Source organism: Clostridium sp., from assembly GCF_047718555.1.
In the GTDB taxonomy this organism is placed as follows: domain Bacteria; phylum Bacillota; class Clostridia; order Clostridiales; family Clostridiaceae; genus Clostridium_I.
Genome location: NZ_JBDNRK010000012.1, coordinates 14,708 through 40,600, shown reverse-complemented (window position 1 = coordinate 40,600; position 25,893 = coordinate 14,708). Strand labels below are relative to the sequence as shown.

General features: G+C 30.1%; 14 protein-coding genes. 1 reads left to right on the top strand and 13 read right to left on the bottom strand.

Annotated elements, in window-relative coordinates:
- The 6 genes from ABF633_RS07095 to ABF633_RS07070 all read right to left on the bottom strand — a co-directional run.
- A partial coding sequence (locus ABF633_RS07095; RefSeq protein WP_415522956.1) for an Ig-like domain-containing protein occupies nucleotides 1-2,701 on the bottom strand: 2,701 nt, incomplete at its 3' end.
- A 441-nt stretch (nucleotides 2,702-3,142) separates the two neighbouring features.
- On the bottom strand, nucleotides 3,143-5,647 hold the full coding sequence (locus ABF633_RS07090; protein WP_415522955.1) for an Ig-like domain-containing protein: 2,505 nt from the start codon (nucleotides 5,645-5,647) through the stop codon (nucleotides 3,143-3,145).
- 305 nt (nucleotides 5,648-5,952) lie between these two features.
- A complete protein-coding gene (locus tag ABF633_RS07085; protein WP_415522954.1) occupies nucleotides 5,953-7,383 on the bottom strand; it encodes a C1 family peptidase in 1,431 nt (476 codons plus the stop codon).
- 15 nt (nucleotides 7,384-7,398) lie between these two features.
- Nucleotides 7,399-8,433: a cohesin domain-containing protein gene (locus ABF633_RS07080; protein WP_415522953.1), complete on the bottom strand. Its 1,035-nt coding sequence runs from the start codon at nucleotides 8,431-8,433 to the stop codon at nucleotides 7,399-7,401.
- Between the two features lie 117 nt (nucleotides 8,434-8,550).
- Nucleotides 8,551-10,575, bottom strand: coding sequence for an Ig-like domain-containing protein (locus ABF633_RS07075; protein ID WP_415522952.1), 2,025 nt, complete (start codon nucleotides 10,573-10,575; stop codon nucleotides 8,551-8,553).
- Nucleotides 10,576-10,694: 119 nt separating this feature from the next.
- Entirely contained in the window at nucleotides 10,695-13,484 is a 2,790-nt protein-coding gene (locus ABF633_RS07070; protein WP_415522951.1) for an Ig-like domain-containing protein, read from the bottom strand.
- Between the two features lie 245 nt (nucleotides 13,485-13,729).
- Between ABF633_RS07070 and ABF633_RS07065 the strand changes: the two genes are divergently transcribed.
- Nucleotides 13,730-14,947 (top strand): SH3 domain-containing protein, encoded by a 1,218-nt coding sequence (locus ABF633_RS07065; RefSeq protein WP_415522950.1) that lies wholly within the window; start codon nucleotides 13,730-13,732, stop codon nucleotides 14,945-14,947.
- Between the two features lie 184 nt (nucleotides 14,948-15,131).
- On the opposite strand, the gene ABF633_RS07060 is transcribed toward ABF633_RS07065, so the two are convergent.
- The 7 genes from ABF633_RS07060 to ABF633_RS07030 all read right to left on the bottom strand — a co-directional run bounded on the left by ABF633_RS07060 (nucleotide 15,132) and on the right by ABF633_RS07030 (nucleotide 25,876).
- The gene (locus tag ABF633_RS07060) at nucleotides 15,132-16,241 is read right to left on the bottom strand and encodes an Ig-like domain-containing protein (protein ID WP_415522949.1); all 1,110 of its coding nucleotides are present in this window, start codon (nucleotides 16,239-16,241) and stop codon (nucleotides 15,132-15,134) included.
- A 182-nt stretch (nucleotides 16,242-16,423) separates the two neighbouring features.
- The gene (locus tag ABF633_RS07055; protein WP_415522948.1) at nucleotides 16,424-17,986 is read right to left on the bottom strand and encodes a class 1 isoprenoid biosynthesis enzyme; all 1,563 of its coding nucleotides are present in this window, start codon (nucleotides 17,984-17,986) and stop codon (nucleotides 16,424-16,426) included.
- Nucleotides 17,987-18,011: 25 nt separating this feature from the next.
- The gene (locus tag ABF633_RS07050; RefSeq protein WP_415522947.1) at nucleotides 18,012-19,376 is read right to left on the bottom strand and encodes a phospholipase D-like domain-containing protein; all 1,365 of its coding nucleotides are present in this window, start codon (nucleotides 19,374-19,376) and stop codon (nucleotides 18,012-18,014) included.
- A 23-nt stretch (nucleotides 19,377-19,399) separates the two neighbouring features.
- Nucleotides 19,400-22,774, bottom strand: coding sequence for an AAA domain-containing protein (locus ABF633_RS07045; RefSeq protein ID WP_415522946.1), 3,375 nt, complete (start codon nucleotides 22,772-22,774; stop codon nucleotides 19,400-19,402).
- A gap of 9 nt (nucleotides 22,775-22,783) precedes the next feature.
- Nucleotides 22,784-24,430 (bottom strand): Hsp70 family protein, encoded by a 1,647-nt coding sequence (locus ABF633_RS07040; RefSeq protein WP_415522945.1) that lies wholly within the window; start codon nucleotides 24,428-24,430, stop codon nucleotides 22,784-22,786.
- A gap of 33 nt (nucleotides 24,431-24,463) precedes the next feature.
- The gene (locus tag ABF633_RS07035; RefSeq protein WP_415522944.1) at nucleotides 24,464-25,495 is read right to left on the bottom strand and encodes a hypothetical protein; all 1,032 of its coding nucleotides are present in this window, start codon (nucleotides 25,493-25,495) and stop codon (nucleotides 24,464-24,466) included.
- A gap of 18 nt (nucleotides 25,496-25,513) precedes the next feature.
- Nucleotides 25,514-25,876 carry a CFI-box-CTERM domain-containing protein gene (locus ABF633_RS07030; protein ID WP_415522943.1) on the bottom strand — a complete coding sequence of 121 codons (363 nt, stop codon included), beginning with the start codon at nucleotides 25,874-25,876 and terminating at the stop codon, nucleotides 25,514-25,516.
- Between the last annotated feature and the right edge of the window lie 17 nt (nucleotides 25,877-25,893).

The window sequence follows — 25,893 nt, the reverse complement described above, 5'->3', positions numbered from 1 at the left end:
GAGTAACTGTTACTGTGCATGTTGCTTTTTTGCTTCCGTCTACTGTAGTTACTGTGATAGTTGCTGTTCCTTCACTTACTGCTGTTACATTTCCATTAGAATCTACTATTGCTACTTTTGTGTTAGAAGTTGTCCATGTAACACTTTTGTTTGCAGCATTATATGGATACACTGTGTAACCAAGCCATGTATTATTTCCTACAGTCAAAGTAGTTGAGTTTGTAGAAAATCCTACACTTGTTACCTTTACCGGTGGAGTAACTGTCACTGTACATGTTGCTGTTTTATTTCCATCTACTGTAGTTACCGTAATTGTTGCTGTTCCAGCACTTATTGCTGTCACATTACCCTGGGCATCTACTGTTGCTACTTTTGCATTGGATGTTGTATAGGTTACACTTTTGTTTGTAGCATTAGTTGGGTATATTATTGAATTCAAATAACTTGTATCTCCTACTGTTAAACTAGTTGAATTTGTATATAAACCTATACCGGTTACCTTAACTGGTGGAGTAACTGTTATTGTACAAGTTGCTGTTTTGTTCCCATCTACTGTAGTTGCTGTAATGTTTACTGTTCCTGCACTTACTGCTGTTACATATCCATAACTGTCTACTGTGGCTACCTTTGAATTAGAAGTACTCCAAATCAAACTTGTATTTGCAGCATTATATGGATATACACTTGCGTGTATACTAGTTGTATTTCCCACTGCTAAAGTAGTCGGCGGTATCCAGAATTGCACGCTAGTAACTTTAATTGGCGGATTAACTGTTACAACACAGCTTGCTGTTTTACTTCCATCTGCTGTGGTAGCTGTAATAGTTGCTGTTCCTGTTCCTACTGCATTTACATATCCATTGTAAGATACCGTAGCTACATTTGGATTAGATGAACTCCATGTTACTGATTGATTTGTTGCATTATTTGGTGTTACTATAACTCTTAACCAATCGTATCCTCCTACATTTAAATTAGATGTAGTTTTACTCAATACTACTGATGTGACTTTAACTGCTGGAGTAACTGTTACTGTGCAAGAAGCTGACTTACTTCCATCATCAGAAGTTGCCGTAATTACTGCCTTACCAACTCCTACCGCAGTTATATATCCATTAGAATTTACTAAGGCTACCTTTGGATTGGAAGTTGTCCATCCAATAGCCTGATATGCTGTATTATATGGATTTAGTACTGCATTTAAGTTGTCTGTAGTCCCTACTGCTAATGTATCTGATGTTTTATTTAAAGTTATTGATGAAAGTGCAGGAAGCTTAACTGCTACATTAACCGTTACAATACAGGATGATGTCTTCCCTCCATCCACCGTAGTTGCAGTAATAGTAGCCGTTCCAGCTCCAATTGCTGTTACATTTCCATTTGAATCCACTACTGCTACCTTAGAGTTTGATGTAGTCCATATTACATTTTTATTTACAGCTGTGCTAGGCGCTATAGTTGCATATAAATAGCTAATATCACCTACTGTTAAAGTACTTGTATTTGTATTTAATGCTACAGATCTAACTTTAACTGTTGGGGTAACATTTATACTACAACTAACTGACTTACTTCCATCTTGTGTAGTTGCTGTAATAGTAGCTTTACCTAGCCCTATTGCTTTTACTACTCCATTATAAGATACTGTTGCCACCTTTGAATTTGATGTTTTCCATATTACACTACTACCATTTGCCTCAAAGGGTAGTATATTTGCATATAGATTATCCATTGATCCTAAGGACAAATTTAATGCAGTTTTATTAAGACTTATTGATTTTACTGGAACTGGATTACTAACAGTTACCGTGCATTTAGCAGTTTTACCACCAGCCGTTGCAGAAATCACTGCCGTTCCTGGTCCTACTGTAATCACTTGTCCCATAGAAGATACTGTTGCTACTCTAGAATTTGATGTTTTCCATGTTATAGGTTGGTACGGTGAATTGCTTGAACTTAGGAATTCATAGGCAAATAGATTGTCCAATTCCCCTAAAGTTAAATTATCAGCAGCTTTATTTAAAACTATTGATGTTACTTTTACTGCTGGGGCTGCTTGTATTACTGGATTAACAGCAACACTATAACTTGCTGTCTTTTTACCATCCACTGTAGTTACTGTAATAATTGCTGTTCCCTTACCTACTGCTGTTACTACTCCATTGGATACTGTTGCTACTTTACTATTAGAAGTACTCCAGGTAACGCCTTTATTTGCAGCATTACTTGGTGCCACTGTTGCTACTAATGTGTCTTTACCACCTATTGTAAGAGTGCTTTTTGTTTTATTTAATTTTACTGAAGTAACTTTTACTAATGGATTAACAGTTACTATGTATTTAGCTGTTTTCTTTCCATCCACTGTAGTTACTGTAATTGTTGCTGTTCCTTGTCCTACTGCCGTTACTACTCCATTGGATACTGTTGCTATTTTACTGTTAGATGTACTCCAGGTAACTGCTTTATTTGTGGCATTACTTGGTGATACCGTTGCTGCTAATATATCCTTTCCTCCCACAGTAAGAGTATTTTTAGCTTTATTCAAGCTCACAGAGTTTACTTTTACCACCTTTGATACTGTTGCTGCATAAACTTTGTTGTTAAAACTAAAAGGATTTCCATTATAACTTAAAATAAAATAAGTACTAAACATAAATAATACAATAGAAAATACACTTAGCTTCTTTTTGATTTCTTTCACTTATTACTCCTCCTATCCCTTTTATCATCAATATAAATAGACAATTACACTTTAATACGCATTCACACATATCTATTAAGTTTAGAAATAATATAAATATCTTTTTGTCAATTTTAAGTAAATATTTTTATATAAACATGTCACATATTAAAGTATAATAAATCATTTATTACTTTCATCGTAACAGTTTTGTAATACTTTACTAATATATCGTATATAATTTTTATAATTTGTTATTAAATTACATTATATTTTAATATGATATATTGTAATTTATAGGTAAATAATTTCTAAATATTGTAATATACTAATTGTGCTAAATCCTTATATTATAAAAATACAAAATTGGATTAGTTTCTTGAAAGAACAGAGAGCATACCAAACAAATTGATATGCTCTCTGTTCTTTAACCTTATTTACATTAATTACTACTTAAAAATTCTACTTTTGTACTATACTTACTCTTGCTGCACTTCTATTATTAGATCCATCTACAGCTACAACATTTATCTTAGTTCCTAATTTCTGTGAAGCTATCTTTATAGTATAATTACCATTCTTATCTGCCTTTGCCACTCCTATCTGCTTGCTTCCTACATAAGCTATTACTGCAGCATTTACTTCTGCTTTTCCTGCTATTGTCTTTGATGATGCTGCTATTTTACTTACAACTGGTGCTGATGGTGCTATTCTATCTAGAACTGTTACAGTCTTAGTACTACTGCTATAACCGTATCCATTTTTTACGCTTACATATACCTTTGCTCCTGCAGCCTGCACCGGTATCTTTATACTGAAAGTTCCTGCACTATTGCTCTTTCCAGTATAAGTCTTGTTTCCAATCTTCACAGTTACTGTTCCATTTCCTATTGTCTTTCCGCTGACTGCTATACTCTTATTGTTTACTTCGTTTACTGTAGGTTGTCCTGGTATTAATGCTACTGTATTTACTCTTCCAGCACTTCTATTGTTGGAAGCATCTACTGCTACTACATTTACTTTTGTCAACACCTTCTGTGCTGCTATTTTTATACTGTAATTACCGTTCTTATCTGCCTTTGCCACTCCTATCTGTCTGCTTCCCACATAAGCTATTACTGTAGCATTTCCTTCTGTCTTCCCTGTTATAGTTGTTGAAGTCGTAGTTATTGTATTCACTATTGGCACTGATGGTGCTATTCTGTCTAACACTGTTACAGTTTTGGTACTGCTGCTATATCCGTATCCATTTTTTACGCTTACATATACCTTTGCTCCTGCTGATTGTACTGGTATCTTTACATTGAACGCTCCAGTACTATTAGCTTTACCCGTATAAGTCTTACTTCCAATTTTCACAGTAACTGTTCCATTTGCTATGGTTTTTCCACTGACTACTGTGCTTTTGTTGTTTACTTCATTTACTACAGGTTGCGCTGGTACTAAGTCTGGACATTTTACATTGAGAATGTATTTTCCTGTATTTAAATTTTTATTAATGTGAATATAATATATTCCCGAATTAAGGTAAACATCTCCAGGTTGATCTCCTAATCCATCTCCATCTTCATGAACTATAGAGGAATATGAGTTCCAGAAGTCATGTCCTTCTAAATCTTTTACAGTTAAATATAATCCAAATTCCATATATGTTTCAAGATTTAATGTAACCTTTTCTGGTTTTGGTACATTAATTTTATAATAATCATCTTCATCTGTTTCACTTATAAGACCATTTATTTGACTATTTAAGCTAATTTGCTGTGCCTTTTCTTTACCATCATTAGGCTCTATTTCATTACTTCCTGTTGATGAGTAATTCACCTTTAAATTATACTTTCCTGTACTCCCTGCTTTCTTAACATGAACATAATATGTTCCTGAATCCAAGTATAATTCCTTATCTTCATATTTGGGGTTGTCCTCATTACCATCACCTACAGACCAATATGCATTTCCCCATACCGGATCTCCCTTTGCATTTTCTACAGTTAAATATACTCCACCTTGTATATATGATTTAAGATCCAACTCCACTTTTCCTGACTTTGACACATTAAATTTGTAATAATCATCACTATCAGTCTCACTTATAAGACCATTTACTTGACTATTTAAGCTAATTTGCTGTGCTGTTTCTCTTCCATTATTAGGTTCTTTTTCATTATTTCCTGTTGAAGTATAATTTAATTTTAAATTATACTTTCCTGTATTACTACCTTTCTTAACATGAATATAATACGTTCCTGAGTCCAAGTATAAATCATTATCTACATCTTTTGGGTTGTCCTCATTACCATCACCTACAGACCAATATGCATTTCCCCATACCGGATCTCCCTTTGCATTTTCTACAGTTAAATATACTCCACCTTGTATATATGATTTAAGATCCAACTCCACTTTTCCTGACTTTGACACATTAAATTTGTAATAATCATCACTATCAGTCTCACTTATAAGACCATTTACTTGACTATTTAAGCTAATTTGCTGTGCTGTTTCTCTTCCATTATTAGGTTCTTTTTCATTATTTCCTGTTGAAGTGTAATTTAATTTCAAATTGTACTTTCCTATATTACCACTTTTCTTAATATGAATGTAATATGTTCCTGAGTCCAAGTATAAATCATCATCTAAATCCTTTGGATTATCCTCATCTCCATCACCTACAGACCAATATGCATTTCCCCATATTACACCTCCCTTTGCATTTTCTACAGTTAAATATACTCCACCCTGTATATATGACTTAAGGTTCAATTCCACTTTTCCCGACTTTGGCACATTAATTGAATAAATCTGCTCATCATTAGTATCTGTAATACTACCAGATACCGTACTACCAAACTTCAAACTTGTAATTGTACTTGCTTTAACATGTTCTGATTTAAAAATAAATAAATTTAATATTAGTACTGTGGCAATAATAAACAAACCATACCTTTTCTTACTTATTTTCGACATATTACCCCTCCATTTTTTAATATAATATAGATAAAATTATACTATTATGTTCATATATTAACAATAGTTTACAAAATATTTGCTAAAATTTATTAAATTAACCATAGTATATAACATTATATTTGATTAATAGTGTTAATTTTAAATTATAATACAAATTGTGTAAAATAATTTCAAACAAAATTGCCCACACTATCTTGCTTGAAATACAATAAAAAAAATTACCACAAGAACTATTTCCCATGGTAATTTTTGATTTAGTTACAATTTGTGTATTTATTAACTTTATTTACTCTTGCTTTCAATTAGTTAATTCTTTTAGATATATATACTAAATCATATATGTCTATTGTCTCATCCTTATTAACATCATAATTCACATTCCACTTTGAAGAATCTTTCGAAGTAATATTATATTTTTGTGCTACTGCTGCTATATCCTTTATATCTATTTTACCATCACCATTAACATCAGATTGGATTTTAGAGTTCAATGTTGTGAAAGCCTTTAAATCCACAGTTTTCCCATAAGTTTCCCAGCTAACACCATCATAACTTACATAAGAATTACTAGATGCTGTTGCACTGTCTATAGGTATTGACGCACCTGAAACTTTAACTGCAACTGCAAATTGTCCTCCTGTATTTAAATAAACTGGATTAAATAATTTAACTGTATGATATCCTGGCATTTCAATTGTTCCTGATGCTACTGGTTTAGAAGCTATTTTTGTAAGCCTATTAGATGCATAATTGTTCTCTGCATAAACTACATATTTAGCATTTTTCTTATTTGTATAAAAACTAACAGCTGATATCACTTCATTTTTTGAAGAATCTCCATTAGCAGTAAATACATTTGAAAACCAATTGTCATACCCTTCAGGATAATAAACATTTCCATTATATTGAGAATCATATTGATAATTTTTACTGTAATTATTAGATGGTTCTATTCCTGAAAAAACTGCATTATCATAACCTATAGATACATCATAATAGGAAACGTAAAAGTATCCACTATCTCCGAATTTTGTTCCCCAGCTATTCTTACAAATAAAAGCTCCATTTCCAGCAGGTGAAACTTTGAAATTATTCTTAGAATAATTATCATTCCAACCAACTATGTCTATAGCATGATTATTATAGCTGCTTCTGTAATCATAATAGGCATTTCCTGCTGAATTAAGGTAAGTATTCTCATCCATATAAAGTGAAGAAGATACAGCACCATACTTCATAACTGCTTTTTTTAATTCATTATTATCTAAAGCTCCCGTTCTATCTGGTATAAATAATACCTCTTGTATATGCTTTGCTGCTGTCAAACCTTTTTTAGCTTGTACACTATTAGCACTTGCAGGGTTTGGATCATCAGCTTCATATACAGGGCCCTTCCAGCTTGCAAAATATCCTGCAGCTATCCTATTGTTTCCACCTGCATTTATATTATTAGTAGTACCATTGTTAAGTAGCATATTTATTTCAGAAAAATCATAATTTTTCTTTTCTATTCTAAGCAGATTTGATTCAACTGAACCCATTGCCGAAAATGCCCAGCAATCATCAACTTGTAATTGATTTTTAACACTAGTTACTTGTCCAGTCTTTCTTAAATCATAGCTGCTTGGTAATACATTATTATTTTCATTACCAAATACAGAAATAGTAAGTATATTAAAAATAAGCACTAAAAATACAGTAAAACTTGTAAATCTATTTAATTTATTTTTCATAGCCTTTACTCCTTGTCATCTGTATATCTTTTTCTTCAATATAAATTTAAATACCATAAAACATAGAATCAAAATCACTGCCGCAGAAATTCCTGCAACTATGTAAATATTATTTTTCCTACCAGCTTCAATAACTCTATTTGAACTAGCACTGTTTTTGGCTTTACTACTATTTTGTGAAATACCATTCTCATTATTGCCGCTGCTTTCCTTAGATGAGTCATTTTTATTGCCAATATTACTACTGCTGTTACCTCTAGCAGCATCATTAGAAACATTATTACTTGCATTATCCTCTGATTCGCTGTATGCACTGTTGGCAGTGCTGCTACTTGAATTTTGATTGTCCTTTCCACTTGCAGCATTATCTGTATCATCGACTTTATTCTCACTATTATCTTTATTTAAAGTATTTATACTTTCATTATTGTTTTTCGCATCTACACCTGCTGAGCCTGTAGCTGTAGCCTTTGAGTGATCCCCATTATTACCACTTCCAGACTTAGAAGCTGTGATACTGCCATCAGAGTTTAGTTTAAAATCATATCCTGTAAAATTGTAATTTATATCTTTTATATTGTTATCAATGAGCTGAATCTTTAAATTATTGTCATCATTTGGATCAGATAATAATGGTACACTGTTTATATGAAAACTATCTTTTTTTAAAACCTGCGCATCAATTATTAGAAAAGTTCCTGAACCAGAAAAACCTGGTAATTGTCCTAAACAGGAAAAGCCACCAAATTCAGCAACCCCATTGTCATTATCAATACTATTTCCAGCATCAAAAACATTTATTTCACTTTTACTTACTAAATCCCCTTTTTCAAATCCTGTTACCTTTAGAATATTCTTATCATATTTAAACTTTGCCGCTCCAGCATATAGGTTTTTTATATTGGATACATTAATTAAAATTTGTATACTTTGTCCAACTTCTATGTTTCCCTTTATATCAATACTCACATTAGGATTAGTATCTGCAAATGCAACTGTATTTCCAATCCATAAAAAGAATACAAGAATTGCACTAAAAATCTTTTTCAAAACTTTTCCTCCTTAACCTATTCTTTTCTCTTTTGTTTTATTTGAAAATACTATCGCTTCATAGCTATTATCTATTATTAAAATGTTTATTTACAATAAATACATTCATTAAATTTTCTACTTTAGCACTGTATTGATTCTAACAGCACTTCTATTGTTAGATCCATCTACAGCCACCACACTTATCTTGGTTGCTACTTTTTGTGCTGCTATCTTAATATTATAGTTACCATTCCTATCCGCTTTAGTCGTTCCAATCTGTTTGCTTCCTACATAAGCTATTACTGTTGCATTTCCTTCCGTTTTACCCGTAATAGTTTTTGATTTAGTGTTTATTGTATTAACTGTTGGTACTGCTGGTGCTATTCTGTCTACCACTGTTATAGTCTTTGTACTGCTAGTATAACCATAGCTGTTCTTAACATTTACATATACCTTTGTTCCAACTGCCTGCACTGGTATCTTTATACTAAAGACTCCTGCACTATTAGCTTTACCTATATAAATTTTACTTCCAATCTTCACAGTAACAGTTCCACTACCTACGGTCTTTCCACTAACTGTTGTACTCTTATTGTTTACTTCATTAACTAAAGGCTGTCCAGGTATTAATGCCACTGTATTTACTCTTGCCGTACTTCTATTGTTAGCACCATCTGCTGCTACCACATTTACTTTTGTCAGTACCTTCTGTGCTGGTATCTTTATAGTATAATAGCCATTCTTATCCGCTCTGGCACCTCCAATCTGTTTACTTCCAACATAGGCTATTGCTGCTGCATATCCCTCTGTTCTTCCTGTAATAGTGGTTGAACTTGTAGTTATTAAGTTTACTGCCGGTACTCCCGGTGCTATCCTATCTAAAACTGTTACGGCCCTATCACTGCTGGTATAGCCATAGCTGTTCTTAACATTTATATATACCTTTGTTCCTGCTGCCTGTACCGGTATCTTTATACTGAAAACTCCTGCACTATTCGCTTTACCTGTATAAATTTTACTTTCAATCTTCACAGTAACTATTCCATTTGCTATGGTTTTCCCACTAACTGTTGCACTCTTATTGTTTACTTCGTTTACTGATGGTTGTCCAGGTATTAGTGCCACTGTATTTACTCTTGCTGCACTTCTATTGTTGGCACCATCTGCTGCTACCACATTTACTTTTGTCAATACCTTCTGTGCTGGTATCTTTATAGTATAATAGCCATTCTTATCTGCTCTGGCACTTCCAATCTGTTTACTTCCAACATAAGCTATTGCTGCTGCATATCCCTCTGTTCTTCCTGTAATAGTGGTTGAACTTGTAGTTATTAAATTTACTGCTGGCATTCCTGGTGCTATCCTATCTAAAACTGTTACGGCCCTATCACTGCTGGTATAGCCATACCCGTTTTTCACATTTACATATATCTTTGCTCCCGCTGCCTGCACTGGTATCTTGATACTGAAAGCTCCAGAACTATTAGCTTTACCTGTATAAGTCCTACTGCCAATTTTCACAGTAACGGTTCCATTTGCTATAGTCTTTCCCTGTACTGTTGTACTTCTGTTGTTTACTTCACTTAATGCTAAGCTAGTATCATTTATGTTTATGCTGTTATTAACAACACTATAATAAATACTTGCTGCACTGCTATTGGCTAATTTAATGCAAATATTATTACCAGAAGCAGACATACCAAATTTAACATTATCAGATATAGTTTTTAAAGGTATTTTTCCTGCCTTCAAAGCTTTAGCATGAATAATAAATAAGCTGTTGGTCCCTGCAGCAGATATTCCAGAAACATTCCCCTGCAAAACCTCTACAAAACTTATTAATCCTTTTTTAGTATCATTAATAGGTGTATATATATTTACAGCTTTCCCGGAATTCTTGAAAGTATTTCCCTTATCAATTCCTTTAATCTGTATTAAAGCTGGATTATAATTAAAATCTAAAGAAGCACCATATAAATTGGATACATTGGATGCATTTACAGTAATATCAAAGGATTGCCCTCCTTGAATGTTACTGCTGCTAAATGAATATGAAACTTGTGAGCCTACAGCAGCTTTTACTGTATGATTAAATGGTAAAATTATACTTAATATGAACAATAAAAACATGGAAGTTATTGTTATCTTTTTTAACTTCATTACTCATCACCCTTTCAATAAGTCTTATGTGGAATATCAATAAAAAGAAACTTAAAAGCTATCCTATTTGCTATGTAAATTAATTATTTAAAAGCTAGAAATATTTCTTTTGCTATTGTTTAGTTTAAATATTTTGAAATTAACACTAAGTCATATAAATCTACTACTCCATCACCATTTATATCCAATGTTTTATCCCATCCTGTACTTTTGCTATTTAAATTATAACTATGAGCAATTTTTGCAATATCAAGTATATCTATTTTACCATCACCATTTACATCTTGAGAAACCGACCCGGTTTTAAATATCAAGTTATAATCCTTTGGTAAATTATAATTGTTTGAGGATTTCACTGCTCCCATTGGTATAGTCAATTTATACTGAGTTCCCAGCTTAAGCTGGTCGTGTTTAATTGTTAATATATTACCATTCATAGTTTTGGAGATTTTTACTGTACTGCCCTTTGTATCACTAATCATTATCTTATCAAAATTAGTACTTTGTTCTATGTTTTTAGAGAAGGTTATATTTATATCTGCATTACTCACAGTATAATTATTAATATCATTTATATTAGAAGAAGTAGCATATAAATCCCCAATAAATTCAAAATAGTTGTATATCCCTGCAAAATCTAGTGAATAAACACCATATACCAGTTTTTTTACTAGAACATCTATTTTACCACCAGCTGGAATGGCAATACTATTTACGTATACATTAGTTGCTGAACTATATTTAGAACCATCAGCATTATACACTATGTAATCAATATTACCTTTATAGCTATAGTTGTAATTTGATGTAGTTAATAGATATTGTAGGCTTGAAGTGTTATTAATAAATTCATAATTCTCTCCTAAGCCTAAACTAACCCTACTAAAAGCTGGTGTGCTGCTCTCTTTTCTTGTTATTAGTTTATCTTCCATTCCTGCTACATCAAATTCTATTGAATATACCCCTGCCTTCAAACTTGGCACTGTTACTATTAATTTCCCCCCTGCAGGTATGGTTAATACATCCTTACTGGTCTGGATCTGTTGGTCAACCTTCACTCCATTTTTATCATATAGTACGTACTCTATTGTACCCAACATACTGTATCTCCACAGGGAGTTACTTATTATAGTGTGATCCTTTGTGTCATTATTATGGAATTCATAACTATCTCCCTGCTGCATATAAGTTTTATAGAAGGCTGGTACACTGCTGACCTTTCTTGTTACTAGTTTGTCCTCCATTCCCGCTACATCAAACTCCAGTGTATTTACTCCTGCCTTCAAACTTGGCACTGTTACTATTAATTTTCCCCCTGCTGGTATGGTCAATACATCCTTACTAGCCTGAATCTGCTGGTCAACCTTCACTCCATTTTTATCATATAATACATATTCTATTGTACCCGATACACTGTACCTCCACAGGGAGTTACTTATTATAGTGTGATCCTTTGTATCATTATTATAGAATTCATAGCTATCTCCCTGCTGCATATAAGTTTTATAGAAGGCTGGTACGCTGCTGGCTTTTCTCGTTATTAATTTATCTTCCATTCCTGCTACATCAAACTCCAGTGTATCTACTCCAGATTTTAAACTAGATACTGTTACTATTAACTTATTTCCTGCTGGTATGGTCAATACATCCTTACTGGCCTGGATCTGTTGGTCAATCTTTACTCCATTTTTATCATATAGTACGTACTCTATTGTACCGGATACACTGTATCTCCACAGGGAGTTGCTTACTATAGTGTGATCCTTTATATCATTATTGTCGAATTCATAACTATCACCCTGCTTCATATAAGTTTTATAAAAAGCCGGTACACTGCTGGTTTTTCTCGTTATTAGTTTGTCCTCCATTCCTGCCACATCAAGCTCCAGTGCATCTACTCCAGATTTCAAACTAGACACTGTTACTATTAACTTATCTCCTGCTGGTATGGTCAACACATCCTTACTGGCCTGGATCTGTTGGTCAACCTTCACTCCATTTTTGTCATATAGTACATATTCTATTGTACCCGATACACTGTATCTCCACAGGGAGTTGCTTACTATAGTGTGATCCTTTATATCATTATTGTCGAATTCATAACTATCACCCTGCTTCATATAAGTTTTATAAAAAGCCGGTACACTGCTGGTTTTTCTCGTTATTAGTTTGTCCTGCATTCCTGCTACATCAAACTCCAGTGCATTTACTCCAGATTTCAAACTAGACACTGTTACTATTAACTTTCCTTCTGCCGGTATTGTGAATACATCCTTGCTGGCCTGGATCTGCTGCTCAACCTTTAATCCATTTTTATTATATATTACATACTCTATTGTGCCGGATACATTATATTTCCACATGGAATTATTTAATATGGTGTGATCCATTGTATCGTTGTTATCAAACTCATAGCTTTCTCCCTGATTTATATAAGTCTTATAAAAGGCGGGTACACTGCTGACTTTTGATGTAAAATAATCTCCATCTTCCTGAATTTCCAAAAATCCACTGCTATCAAATACATCATTAACTGTTATTACAATAGAACCTCCTGCTGGGACACTAACTGATAACTTACTAGTTTTATTCTGTATATTTAAAGTATTTTGAGAACCATTTTTGTTATAAATAGCATAATCAAATAAGCCACTATTTGATTCATATATTGTTCTTGAAGATGTATCGTTATTTATAAATACATAACTTTCTCCACTTTTGATCTCAGCTAATACTTTATAAGGATTACTGGAAAGAACATTACTGCTTATATTTGCAACAGATTCTACTCCCTGAAATATTACCGTATTTTCTACTGCACTTACCTTATTAACAGGATACAGTATCCATGACATAAATAAAAATAATATCACTAAAAACAAATTAATTTTCTTAAAACTCTTATTCATTAGTTTCCCCCTAAATCTACACAACTAGTTTATTTATCCATTTTTTCCTACATTATAATTATATAAAATCCATAAAGAATTTACAATAAATTCATCTATATGCAAAATAAAAATATAAATAAATATATTTTTTCCAAATAACAGATAAAAATCTAGTATTTCACCTGAATTTAATTTAGTAATTTGTTATAATTATATACATACTGTAAAATACTTTAAAATTTAATAAACAAAGGAGGAAATTAATGAAGAAAATTAAAATTATTATAGTTCTCTCATTACTTACGACTCTATGTATTAACATTAATTTTAATTCAAAGGTATATGCAGCAACAGTGCCAACTGCAAGCCTGGATGTTAATAATGATTATATAATTGATATTAAAGACTTGGCCGCGGTTTCATCTAAGTATAATATAAAGAAGTCAGATAGTACTTATAATACAAAATATGACCTGAATAAGGATGGATTAATTGATTTATATGACATGACCTTACTATCAAAGCAAATTGGTACAAGCATTCCAAAACCATCAGTTAATACTAAAAAAGGCTATGTATATAATCCTGAACTTCAGATTGATCTTAAGATAAGATCAGCTCCTAATTTAAATGGTACTATACTAGGATATCTATATAATTATCAGAAGGTTAATATTGTAGATACCCTGTCAGATGCTAAAGGAAATGTATGGGATAAAATTATCTACAACAACAGCTTTGCTTATGTATATGGAGCATACATACAATCTTATACCTCTCCACCAGATAGTGTAGTTAATATTGCTAGAAATATAACCAAAAGGTTTGAAGTTGGAAATTCTAATGAAATTGCGGGAAATTTTGATGGTGCAGGTTTATCTCTAGGCTATCTTCAATGGTGCATAGGCCAAGGTACACTGCAGCCTTTACTTAACAGAATGGATAGACAACATACTAATGAAATGAAAAGTATTTTTGGTACAAACTATAACTCCATACACAATATGATACTTGACACTCCAGAGAATCAGCTCAAGTGGGCTAAGAGTATTAATGATTCCACAAATAAAATTAAGGCACCTTGGTATTCACAGTTTAATAACCTATGTAACAATAAAGATTTTATAAGCATTGAATCAGATGCAGAAGTATCCATGATTAAACAGGCAATGTCTATGTGTGATAAATATAATTTAAAGACAGTACGTGGATTTGCCCTTGCCTTTGATATTGTCACACAGAATGGAAGTATATCTCCAGCTGCTGAGAAAATTATAACTACTAATTTTATTGCAAATCCTAATATGAGTGAGAAGAATATGATAAAGCTTATTGCCAATGCAGTGGCAGATAGTTCCACTGGCAATATTGAAGATATTCGTTCCAGGAAAACAGCCATAGCTACTGGAACGGGAATTGTTCACGGATCTAATCTCTATTTAGATAGAGATTATGGGCTAAGCGATAATAAATGGAGATAAAAAGCAGTGAGTATTATATCACCTATTTATTTATGAATCTAGCTAATATGACTGACAAAGGAATTTTAAATTTAACCTATAACGGGTACTATAAATGACTGCAATTTTTATGGAAAATATATCTTTAAAGAGCTATATTTTAGAATCACTTTCTAAATATAGCTCCTCATATTAATACTTTATTTTAATGGTTCTTTTTATAGGCAAAGTCCTTCCACTCAATATCATTAGAATCATCTACCAGCCATCTTCCATTTTCATAAACTAATGTATAAGTTTCATAACAAGAAAACTCCTTATCAACATCACCTTCTATATAGACACGTAAGGTAACATTCATTTTGTTATTATTTACAGTTTTATTCTTTATTTGAGATTGTAATATTAAAGGCGGCTCTCCTGGATTACCTATAATTGTATAGTAGACATTGTCTGTATTCATAAATAGGCTTGTATTTATAAAATAATTTGATTTTTTTATAGAAAAGTATTTGTTATAATAGCTAAACAAACTATTATAAGTATTCATACCTTTCTTTAATTCCACATATCCATCTTTATACTTATAATTAGTATAATCTCCAAATGTCCCAATTGAACGAAATGTATTATCTGCATTATATATTAGTTTCTTTATATCATTATCATTTATGTAATAATTACTTTTAACCACATTTACAGTACAACTTGCTACCTTCACCCCATCTAAAGTAGTTGCTGTAATCTTCACAGTTCCGACACTCAAGGCTTTTACTACTCCATTATTATCTACTGATGCTATCTTTGAATTTGAACTTGACCATTTCACTGATTTGTTTGTAGCATTGCCTGGATTTATTGATGCAACTAGCTTATCTGTTTTTCCTACCAGTATTGTATCTGTGCTCTTATTTAATTTAACTGATGCTACTTTAACAATAGGATTTACTTTTACAGTACAGCTTGCTGCCTTTTTACCATCCACTGTAGTTGCTGTGATTTTCACAGTTCCAACACTCAAGGCTTTTACTACTCCATTATTATCTACTGATGCTATCTTTGAATTTGAAGTTGTCCATTTTACTGATTTGTTTGTGGCATTACCTGGATTTATTATTGCAGTTAGTTTATCTGTTTTTCCTACCAGTATTGTATCTGTATTTTTATTTAGTTTCTCTGATGCTACTTTAACGGGATTTGACATAATTTTCTTAGAAGGTAAGGTAGACGCATAAGCATTAAAACCTATAGCATTATAAATACTAATAATAAATAAGATACTAAGAAATAAACTTACTTTCCTTAAATTCTTCAATGTAACATCTCCTTGTATTTAATATATTACTAAATATTATATCATTTACTCATATGGTATTTCTATCCATCAGCATTAATAATATTTGACAAAAAACACTAGGGATTTTACTCCTTGTTGATTTACAATAAAAATTGACCCTCTTATTATTACTTTTCCTGTACTTTTAATAATTTTATCTCCTAGAGGGACTTACCATGTTGTAAGTAATTGTATTCCTTCTTAAAAGAATGAACGTAGCTCTTCTTCATATCCATAAGTGCTTTTTCCAACCCGTCCATTGTTTTGATCTTATCAATTTCTAATTTATATCTATCCATATATGTTCTAACGTCAATATTAAATCTAAACTGTATATTATTAATTAATTCATCTGAAAAATATTTACTATTAGCAAAATAAAACTTTATCAAATCTAGTCTTACAGCAAATAGCTCCATTCGTCTTAAAGCTACTGGCTTTTTTAAAGTTTGTATTATAGATGTTATACTTTCAAATTTTCTTTGCACTCCAATTATTCCATACATTACATCATCCAAAAGACTACCCTCATTTATTATTTTTGTCCAAACTGTCTCCACACCATTTGCAATATCTATTTCGATATCATGGAGATCATCCGTTATTTGAAAGATAGCTCCCATAGAAAAGAAATGCCTAAATTGAAACATATCCATTTCACCTAAAGCTATATATCCATAAAATGCAAATGCATATCCACCCTTCATAAATGATATTTCTAACAGTTCTTCTTCGCTTAATCCTTTGCTTTTTTGAGACATTGATTTACACTGCCATTCATGCAGTTTTGTAAATATTTTTACTAAAGTAGGATTATCTTTGGGATTATATTTATTATAAATTATCTCAACTAAATCAAATATTGCCTTTGTTTGAGGTACTTTATATTCAATATCTTTTCCTAATAGTTTTTTATAAATATCATCTAGTACTTCTTTATTAACTTCATTATTGTCAATATAATCATCTTGTGCTGGATGAAGTGCAGATGCAGCAAAAATTACTTTTCTTGTTTCAAACGGTAATAAAACTTTTCCATTAAATAATATACTGTGAATATATAAATTAAAGAAATTAAATAAACAGCGCTGCTCACCATCATCAACATAATTAATTTGATATTCTTTACTAAATGTTTTTACATCCTTAATGCATTGATAAATAATATACCATATGGCTCCAACATAATGCTTTATCCCTGGTCTCCAGAACTTTTTATGTTTACCAACATAATATTTACCGACTAAATTAAAAATTATATCAAATACTTCTTCAAAACCTTTATCCTTTAATTCAGAATGCATTCTAGCATCAGAATACATTTCTTGCTTTTTTTCTTTAAAAAATATTTTTTCTTTTTCTGTGAACTCTATTTTTGGAATAGCAAGATACTGTAATAAATCACATTCTTTTTTTTCTATGGCTATTTTATATGCGTCAATAAAAGACTTAGCTAAAAAGTCAGATTCTTCCTCAATAGAAGTTAATGGTTCAGCAACATTATCATATTCCGAATACATTGAAATTATAAAGGAAGCCATGTAATCTATTATATTTGGCAAATTTTCATTTTCACTATTCTTTTCATATATGTTACTATGAATATATCTTCTTAACTTGTAATTTTCCATCATTTTAATACATCTGTTAAAATCTTTTTCAATCCAATAAAAAAATATATTTTTTAAAAATTTATTTCTCAGTTTTATAAGTATATTCATCATTTATTTACCAACTATCCTACATTATTTACTCATTAAATCTTAATTTAATTGTTTGTTCTATTAATTTTTTATTTTCTGAGTATGTACTACCTTCATTTCTAAACTTTCCCGTGGCTTGTCCAGAATAAGATAAGAAATTAAAGCTGCCATTTATATAGTATTTTCTATCACAAATCAATAATTTTTCATGTGTTTGTCCATGTGATATCTTAAATAAATCACCATATGGTTTACCAATCATTTTTAATTTTTTTGCTATATTATCTGTTTTAGAGTTTCTGTAATCTTCATTTATATCCTCTTTTGTACTTATACCATATATTATTCTTATTTTTACTCCTTGTTTTAATAGCCTCTCAAGATTTTCTACAAATTCACTATTTATTATATAATTATTCATCCATGGACTAATAATATATAAACTTTCTTTAGCATTCTTTAAATAATGTATAAACTTTTCTCTAATTTTATAATTCATAATATATTCTAATGTATCTGTGTTTTTTGTTATCTCCCTTATTTCCTCTATTATGTTTTTCGCTTCTCCATCTGAGTCAAAATTAAATTCTTCTTCATAATTTTCAAGAATTGTATTAAAATCAATTACATTTAAGTTATTTTGCTCTTTGACTATTTCTAGAAGTTGCCCATTATCATATAATTTTTGAATAATACCAGTTATTGAATTATCAATTTGATTTATGCTACATGGATCATAAGCCACAATTTTATATTTATTATCACATTTATATACTAATAATAATATTAGATGGTAATAGATTTTCTTCTTCTCATCATCCAATTCTATATTTTTTATCCTATTTATATTTGTATTTGCTAATTTTATTATTTGAATTACTTCATCTTCATATTTTTCTAAATTGTTAAATGGCATTTTTCTTGGTGACAATACTATACCATCTTCATCTCTATGTATTTTTTCAAATGATACGTATATATCTTCTTCATGATCAGGTATAGTATTAATTACAAAATTTCCTCTTAATGTATCAAAATATAATTCAACTCTTTCCTTTACAGGCTGCCTCTTTATCATTTCCTTAAACAAAACTTCTGATTCCTCAGTAAAAGAATAATGTCTATCATCTTCAATTATATACTCTAATTCTTTTAAATTATATAAAGTAAACTTTAGTAAATCGTCATCAATAGATAAAACAGTCCCTATGTCATTAAAATAATTTATTCCTATTGATATACATTTACAAATATGCTCCTCAATTATATTTAGTCTTGTATCCTGTAAATGCTCCACTATAAAATCAATTTTATAGTTTGGTATATACAGCTTATATGATCCTAATAGTTTATATCCATCATATATATTTGAAAATTTTTCATGTATGCTTAAAATATCAACTTCATTCATACAAAATCCCCTTTATAAATAAATTAGCATTGAAAGAAATCCAAATTTAAAATATTATTAGATTTCTTTAAGTACTCCAATAAGTCATATAATGAATTTGCCCTACCTTTATTACTTTCTATAAAATCTTCATTTCCTATAATGAATAAAAGTTCCTGTGCTCTTGAAATAGCAACATTCATCCTTGCACTACCAGATGTATGTCCAAAGTTTCCTGCTAAGTTATTTCTTACACAGTTCATTATTATAATTTGCTTTTCCCTACCTTGAAATGCGTCAATAGTATTAATTTCAATATCCATATTTAAAAAATCATGATTCACTAATTGATCTCTAAGGTTGCTAGTATGAACTCTATAGGGACTTATTATTCCAACATTTTTCCTTGATGTTAGTTTATTATCTAGCCATTTTAATAAAGTGATTGTTATTTGAATTTCTTTTTCATTATAGTATGAATTTCCACATTTTATTTCAGTAGAATTTTCATTAGAACCAGTATCTACCCAATACATTCCATTTATTAATTCATTTATCCCGTGTATTTTATTAATAATATTTTTACCATCTACCAAGTTTGAATCATAAAACCTTTTAGATACAAATCTTGATATATCCGCATTCATTCTATATTGTGTGTTTAAAACTGTTTTTAACTCTTTTGGAGCATCTTTAAACATTATTCCAAAAAGCGATGATTTTAAATATGCATTTAATTCCTCTTTAGTAAACTCTTTCTCGGCTTCCATTTCTTCTAGAATTTCTTTTTCAATTATAGGACTTATTTGCTTATGATCTCCTACTAAAATTATCTTTTTACCTTTTACCATGGGAATAATCAGTTCTGAACTAAAGCACTTTGCCGCCTCATCAATAATTACATAATCAAATTCTTTTTCAAGGAAATAATTATTGTTTGCTGCTGCAATTCCACTACATGTAGAACACACTACATTTGAAACTCCTATATACATATCTTCAAAACTTGGCTGATATGTCTTAAGTTCATTGCTCCAATTTTTTCTTAATTCTTTTGTAGAATTAAATAACTTAAGCTTATGACTTAAATTATCATATTCTTCAACAAAAGCTTTCATATTATGTACAAAATCTTTATCCAAATCATAAATAGAAATATTATTATATTTTAATATAAAATCTATATTCTCTTGTTTTTTATAAGTTTCAATTTTGCTATCTATTGCAGACAACACTTTACTTTCTATACCTAAATTTTCTTCTATTGACTTTAAATTAAGTTGAATATCAGATAGCTCATTTTCTAGTTTACTCATTTTATCATACTCAGGAATATACTGTATCATTTTCAATAAATCAATTCTATTATCTAGCTTTTCTAATAATTCCGTTCTCAATTCAACTAATTCAATAAAATCTTTCTTAGATATATATTCATTACTTGTTTTGGAAATTATATCTTCTACCATTAGTTTATAAGTATCTGCTTGTTCTTTCCAATGATTGATTTCATCTTCAATATGATTTCTCTTAGAAATTAATAGTTTTAAATCATAATCTTTGCTTCTATATTTATATTTAAAATTCTTTAGATTCTCTTTCTCTTCATTTATTTTATCTAATATTGCTTCTTTAACACTATCTGACGCTGTTTCAAACTGTGCTCCTAGTGATAAAATTCTATCTTTATGCTCTTTAAAAATAAGTTCCAGTTCATTTAAATTAGTAATATAATCTTTAATTTTAATTTCATTTTCTTTTGCAGTTCTTATAACCTTCTGTAATGCCTCTAATACATTTGTATATATGTGTGTGATTTGTACACTATTTTCATCAATATCACAACTGACAATTAAATTACTAAGTTTCTGTATGCTTTCTCTATTAAAATTATTTTTATCAACTATATTAATTAAGAACTTTAATTCCTGTTTATTTTTCTGAAATTTTTCTTCTATTTCATTTAATTGGTTTTTAGCTAAGTCTTCTTTATCTTCATATTTTAGTTTTTTATCATGAAACTCTGCCTTAATAAAATTGTGCTCTTTATAACTATTTACAAGACTTAAAACTACTTTAATATCATTTTGTAATTCTTTATAGCAATTATAAATATTTTCATCATTTTCAAGCTTTATATTAATCTCATTATATTCTTGTTCGCAATTTAAAAGTCTTTGTGTTATTCTCTGCTGAATATCCTTAACTCTATTGGTTAAAGAGAATTTTTCGCATCCTAATTCTATTTTATCCTCTTTTCCTAGTCTAATAGCTCTAATATATTCCTCATCCCCAATTTGTTGGAGAACATTATCAACAGCCAAATGATTTTGTGATGAAACTAATATATCCTTTCCCTTCTTACTCAAATATCTAATTATCTCACAAATAACCGTTGTTTTTCCAGTACCGGGAGGCCCCTGAATCAGGTAAATATCTTTACATTCTAAAGATCTTTTAACAGCTTCTTGCTGCGATTTATTCATCTCTTCATAATATTCACTAAATTCATTGTCACTAATAACTTGCTTTTTATTAATATCGGCCTCATAAATATTAGGTATAAAGTCTTTTAGTCCTATATTAGCAGTTTCTCTATCAAATAATTTTTTCAATGCTGTTTTTTGTCTTTTAAGCATAGACATGGTACCAATATCATCTATTGATATATAACCACTTGTATTCTTCTTATTTTCTGCAAGTTGCAACAGAATATCTAATTCTAAGCATACTACTACTAATTGATCCAAAGATATATCATAGTTAATTACATCACCTATAGTGATATGTTTACTGTCAACACCACTATTATTTAAAGATGACATTGTGATTCTCTGCCCTTCTTTAAATTTATAATCATTATATTGCAGCTTAAATATAACAGTATTATTATCAAAATTTACAGCTAACTTTGAAAATTTAGTCTTAGATTTTTCCTTTTCTTCCCTGGCTTTTTCTTCACGTTTTTCAGTAACTAAATCATAACTTTTCCAATACTCACTAAATTTATCAAATTTATTCTTTTCAACGTTAAATGATGATTCCTCTTTTAAATATTCCAAATCAGCACCAGATTCTACCTGTGAGTATAAGAGAGCAAAGTCCCACTCCCCCTCTAATACATTACAAAATTTCAACATTAAGTTAAATTTTTCAATATCTATGTTTTTAAAGTCTATAGCTTTTAGTCCATTTCTTTCCGGCCATTCTTCTAGCGTTAAAGAAATTGTACTAGACCATATTTTTATCTTTAAAGGTTTTTCATGAATTTTGTTATAAATTATACCTCTATTTGAAGGATTAAAAATTTCATTTATATAGCTATTAAACTCGGCATTAGAATTACTTTCTTTTTTATAAACTGAATATCTATTTTTTAGTTCATCGCATACCTTATCTGTTAAAAATATATAATTCATGCTAATCTCCTAATCATAATATCCTTTAATTCTATCTATTTCATGCATCAACAAATCTTTTTGTTCATACTTTAAACAATCCTCTACTACTCCAGCAATACTTGAAAGTCCTTCATTTTTCAATTGTTCTTTAATCTTATTTACAGAAATTTTTGTATCAGAGGAAATCATAAATTTATCAACAACGCTTGTATCTTCATTTCCCTTTAAGCTATAACCATATTTATAAGAATGAACTGTTTCGGCACCTGTGGATAACACTCTAGCTTTAATATTAATTATGCCATTCTCATCATATTTAAACGATATTTTAACCCACTCACTACCTGCAGGTCTTTGTGGTATACCTATAATCTCAAAGTCTGTAATATGTTCATTTTCTGATGCCCATTGACTATTTCCTTGATAAATTTTAAGTACCATTGTCTTCTGATTATTAAGTGCTGTATTATACTTTTCTGAAAATTCTTCTCCAAAAGGTGCATTTTTAAAAACTATTGGATCAAAGACATCCGAGCTTCCATCTCTAGTTACTTTTAATCCCAAATTAAATGGTGATACATCTCTTAGTATACTAGACTTTTTTTTCAATGTTATACCCATTTGATTAGCTGCTTCTATGGCCGCCCCCATAGCTACACAGCTGTCTATGTTTTTACTTTCCTTAATCTTATTACTGAATAATTTTTGAAGCTTATTTTTAACTAATGGTATCATGCTGCTTCCACCAACAAGGACTACTTCATTTATTTCAGCTATTGATATGTTTTTATCATCAAGTGTATTTTTCAAACTAATTATAGTTCTATCAATAATAGGTGTTATTAGCGATTCAAAAGTACTTCTATTAATTTCTTTAAAATATGGGACTTTTCCTTTTATAGTACCTAAAGAATGAATACTAACTGCAGTTGAAGTTGAATCAGACAAAGTTATTTTCACTTTTTCTACTTCTAGCAATAATTGATATTCACCTTCTTTATTCAATGTTATACCCTTTTTATTTTTTAAATCGGCTGCAAAATAATCAAAAACAATTTTATCTATATCTTTTCCACCCAGCTCTCTATCACCACCAACAGCAATAACCTCTACTCCTAAATCGGATATATTTGCTACTGAAACATCGAAAGTACCTCCCCCAAAGTCATAACATATAACTTTCTTATTAGTTGAATTATACCTTGAATAGGTTAATAGCGCTGCAGTTGGTTCATTAATTATTTTTTTAACTCTCAATCCTGCCATCTCGGCTGCCCTATTGATTTCCTTCCTCTGAACATCGCTAAATTCTGCAGGAACAGTAATTACCGCAAATTCTACTTTCTCTCCAAAATACATTTCAGCATTACCTTTTACTTTAGCTAAAATTAGTGCAGCTATCTCACAAGGCTCCATATATTGTCCACCAAAATATACCTTCTTACCACTTCCAATTCTACGCTTAATCTCTTTAATTCCATAACCATTTACAAATGCCGCTATATTTTCCTTTGCTTCTTTTCCTATAATCAATTTACTATTAAACTTAGCAACTACTGACGGAGTAAGAAATTCTCCATTGTGATCTTTTATAATTTCTGTATTTCCCGTTGAATTAATAAAACTAGCTAATGAATTAGTAGTACCAAAATCTATACCTATTATTTTTGACACAATTACACGCCTCCTCTAACTAAACAAAATCCTCTAATTAGGATCAAATCTATACACATTCACAAGAGTCTTTCTAATTACAGAATCATTAAAGATTATTCCTTTTTTATAAACTTTACTTATACAAAAATCCTTTTCTATTTCTGCTGTTTTATCAATATCTAATGTCTGACAAAGTTTTAAATCTAATATATCTCCTTCAGAAATATCACTATATAAATATCCTAATTTCATTAAGATTTTTCTAAGCAAATCCTCTTCATTAAAATAATTATCAATCAAATTTTCATCTTTTCCCATATAAAAATCAATTAATTCAATTAATATATTATCTATCTTTTTTGACATTACATTGAATTGCTCATCCTCGCAAATTGTTTTTCTAATAGATTCTTCTAAATATAAATTAACTATTATTTTTATCCAATCCAGCTGAATTTCCAAGTCTATAATTGCCTCTAGAATTTCACTTTTTATATCTTTATACATAACTATATCATTTTTTCTATTTTCTATTACTTTGTTTATATTCATATTTATAGCTTCTTTAATTATGCCGTTTGCTAAAAACCAATTATCATCTTTTTGTATTTCCTCAATTTCCTTTTGAACATTATAGTTTAATATAAATATCTCATCATTAGGAACTTCTTTAAGGTAATCAACTAGACCTTTCATATAATAAATATATAGCTTTCTTATTATAAAACATTTGATTTTATTATACTTTTCCTCATCTTTCATATATTGACTTAATATACTTTGTTTCCTAGCCCCATTTATATCTTCTATTAATTTATTTATTTTTGTGACTATATCTTTGCCCTTGTTACCTGCAGTAATTATAAATTTTAACTTATTTGCAGCTTTAAAAGAATATTGTTGTTGTTCTAATAATGGTATTTCAAATAAATACTCTAAATTATCACTATTATAATCATATTCTTTTAATGCATCTGTTTTCTTTACTAATGAATCAGCTTGTTTAAATGCCTTTAAATCAAACTTTTTAAGTTCTTCCAGGTAAAATTCTAAATTTTCTAATAGCCTTCCTATTTCCACCATAAAAATTCCTTTCTAGTACTATATTAAATTGGATATAGCAATTGATGTCACTGCCACTGGCATTTTTATAGCTGGAATCCTTTTAGATAATTTCACAAGTTTTGGGCTTATGTAATAATATATTTTTACTACCCTACTACCAAATTTAGATTTTAATAAAACATCATCTCTCCAGCCTCTAAGCCTTTGTATATGTATAATATTATCCTTATGATTTAAAGATTCTAGTATAATACATTCTGAATTTCTATTATTAGAGTTTGCTGATTTTCTAGGTATTGATTGTTCTCCTCTGCCAGTACTACCTGGTATAGAACCACTTCCTGAACCTGTCTGTCCACCTATAGAACCTGCTAATTTAATACTATTTTTTATATACATATTTTCATCATCCTCTT

What these genes read in the sequence shown, in the direction of transcription:
- ABF633_RS07055 (WP_415522948.1), bottom strand. Translation starts at nt 17,986, where the DNA reads ATGATGAATATACTTATAAAACTGAGAAATAAATTTTTAAAAAATATA.
- ABF633_RS07065 (WP_415522950.1), top strand. Translation starts at nt 13,730, where the DNA reads ATGAAGAAAATTAAAATTATTATAGTTCTCTCATTACTTACGACTCTA.
- ABF633_RS07045 (WP_415522946.1), bottom strand. Translation starts at nt 22,774, where the DNA reads ATGAATTATATATTTTTAACAGATAAGGTATGCGATGAACTAAAAAAT.
- ABF633_RS07030 (WP_415522943.1), bottom strand. Translation starts at nt 25,876, where the DNA reads ATGTATATAAAAAATAGTATTAAATTAGCAGGTTCTATAGGTGGACAG.
- ABF633_RS07090 (WP_415522955.1), bottom strand. Translation starts at nt 5,647, where the DNA reads ATGTCGAAAATAAGTAAGAAAAGGTATGGTTTGTTTATTATTGCCACA.
- ABF633_RS07050 (WP_415522947.1), bottom strand. Translation starts at nt 19,376, where the DNA reads ATGAATGAAGTTGATATTTTAAGCATACATGAAAAATTTTCAAATATA.
- ABF633_RS07035 (WP_415522944.1), bottom strand. Translation starts at nt 25,495, where the DNA reads ATGGTGGAAATAGGAAGGCTATTAGAAAATTTAGAATTTTACCTGGAA.
- ABF633_RS07085 (WP_415522954.1), bottom strand. Translation starts at nt 7,383, where the DNA reads ATGAAAAATAAATTAAATAGATTTACAAGTTTTACTGTATTTTTAGTG.
- ABF633_RS07070 (WP_415522951.1), bottom strand. Translation starts at nt 13,484, where the DNA reads ATGAATAAGAGTTTTAAGAAAATTAATTTGTTTTTAGTGATATTATTT.
- ABF633_RS07075 (WP_415522952.1), bottom strand. Translation starts at nt 10,575, where the DNA reads ATGAAGTTAAAAAAGATAACAATAACTTCCATGTTTTTATTGTTCATA.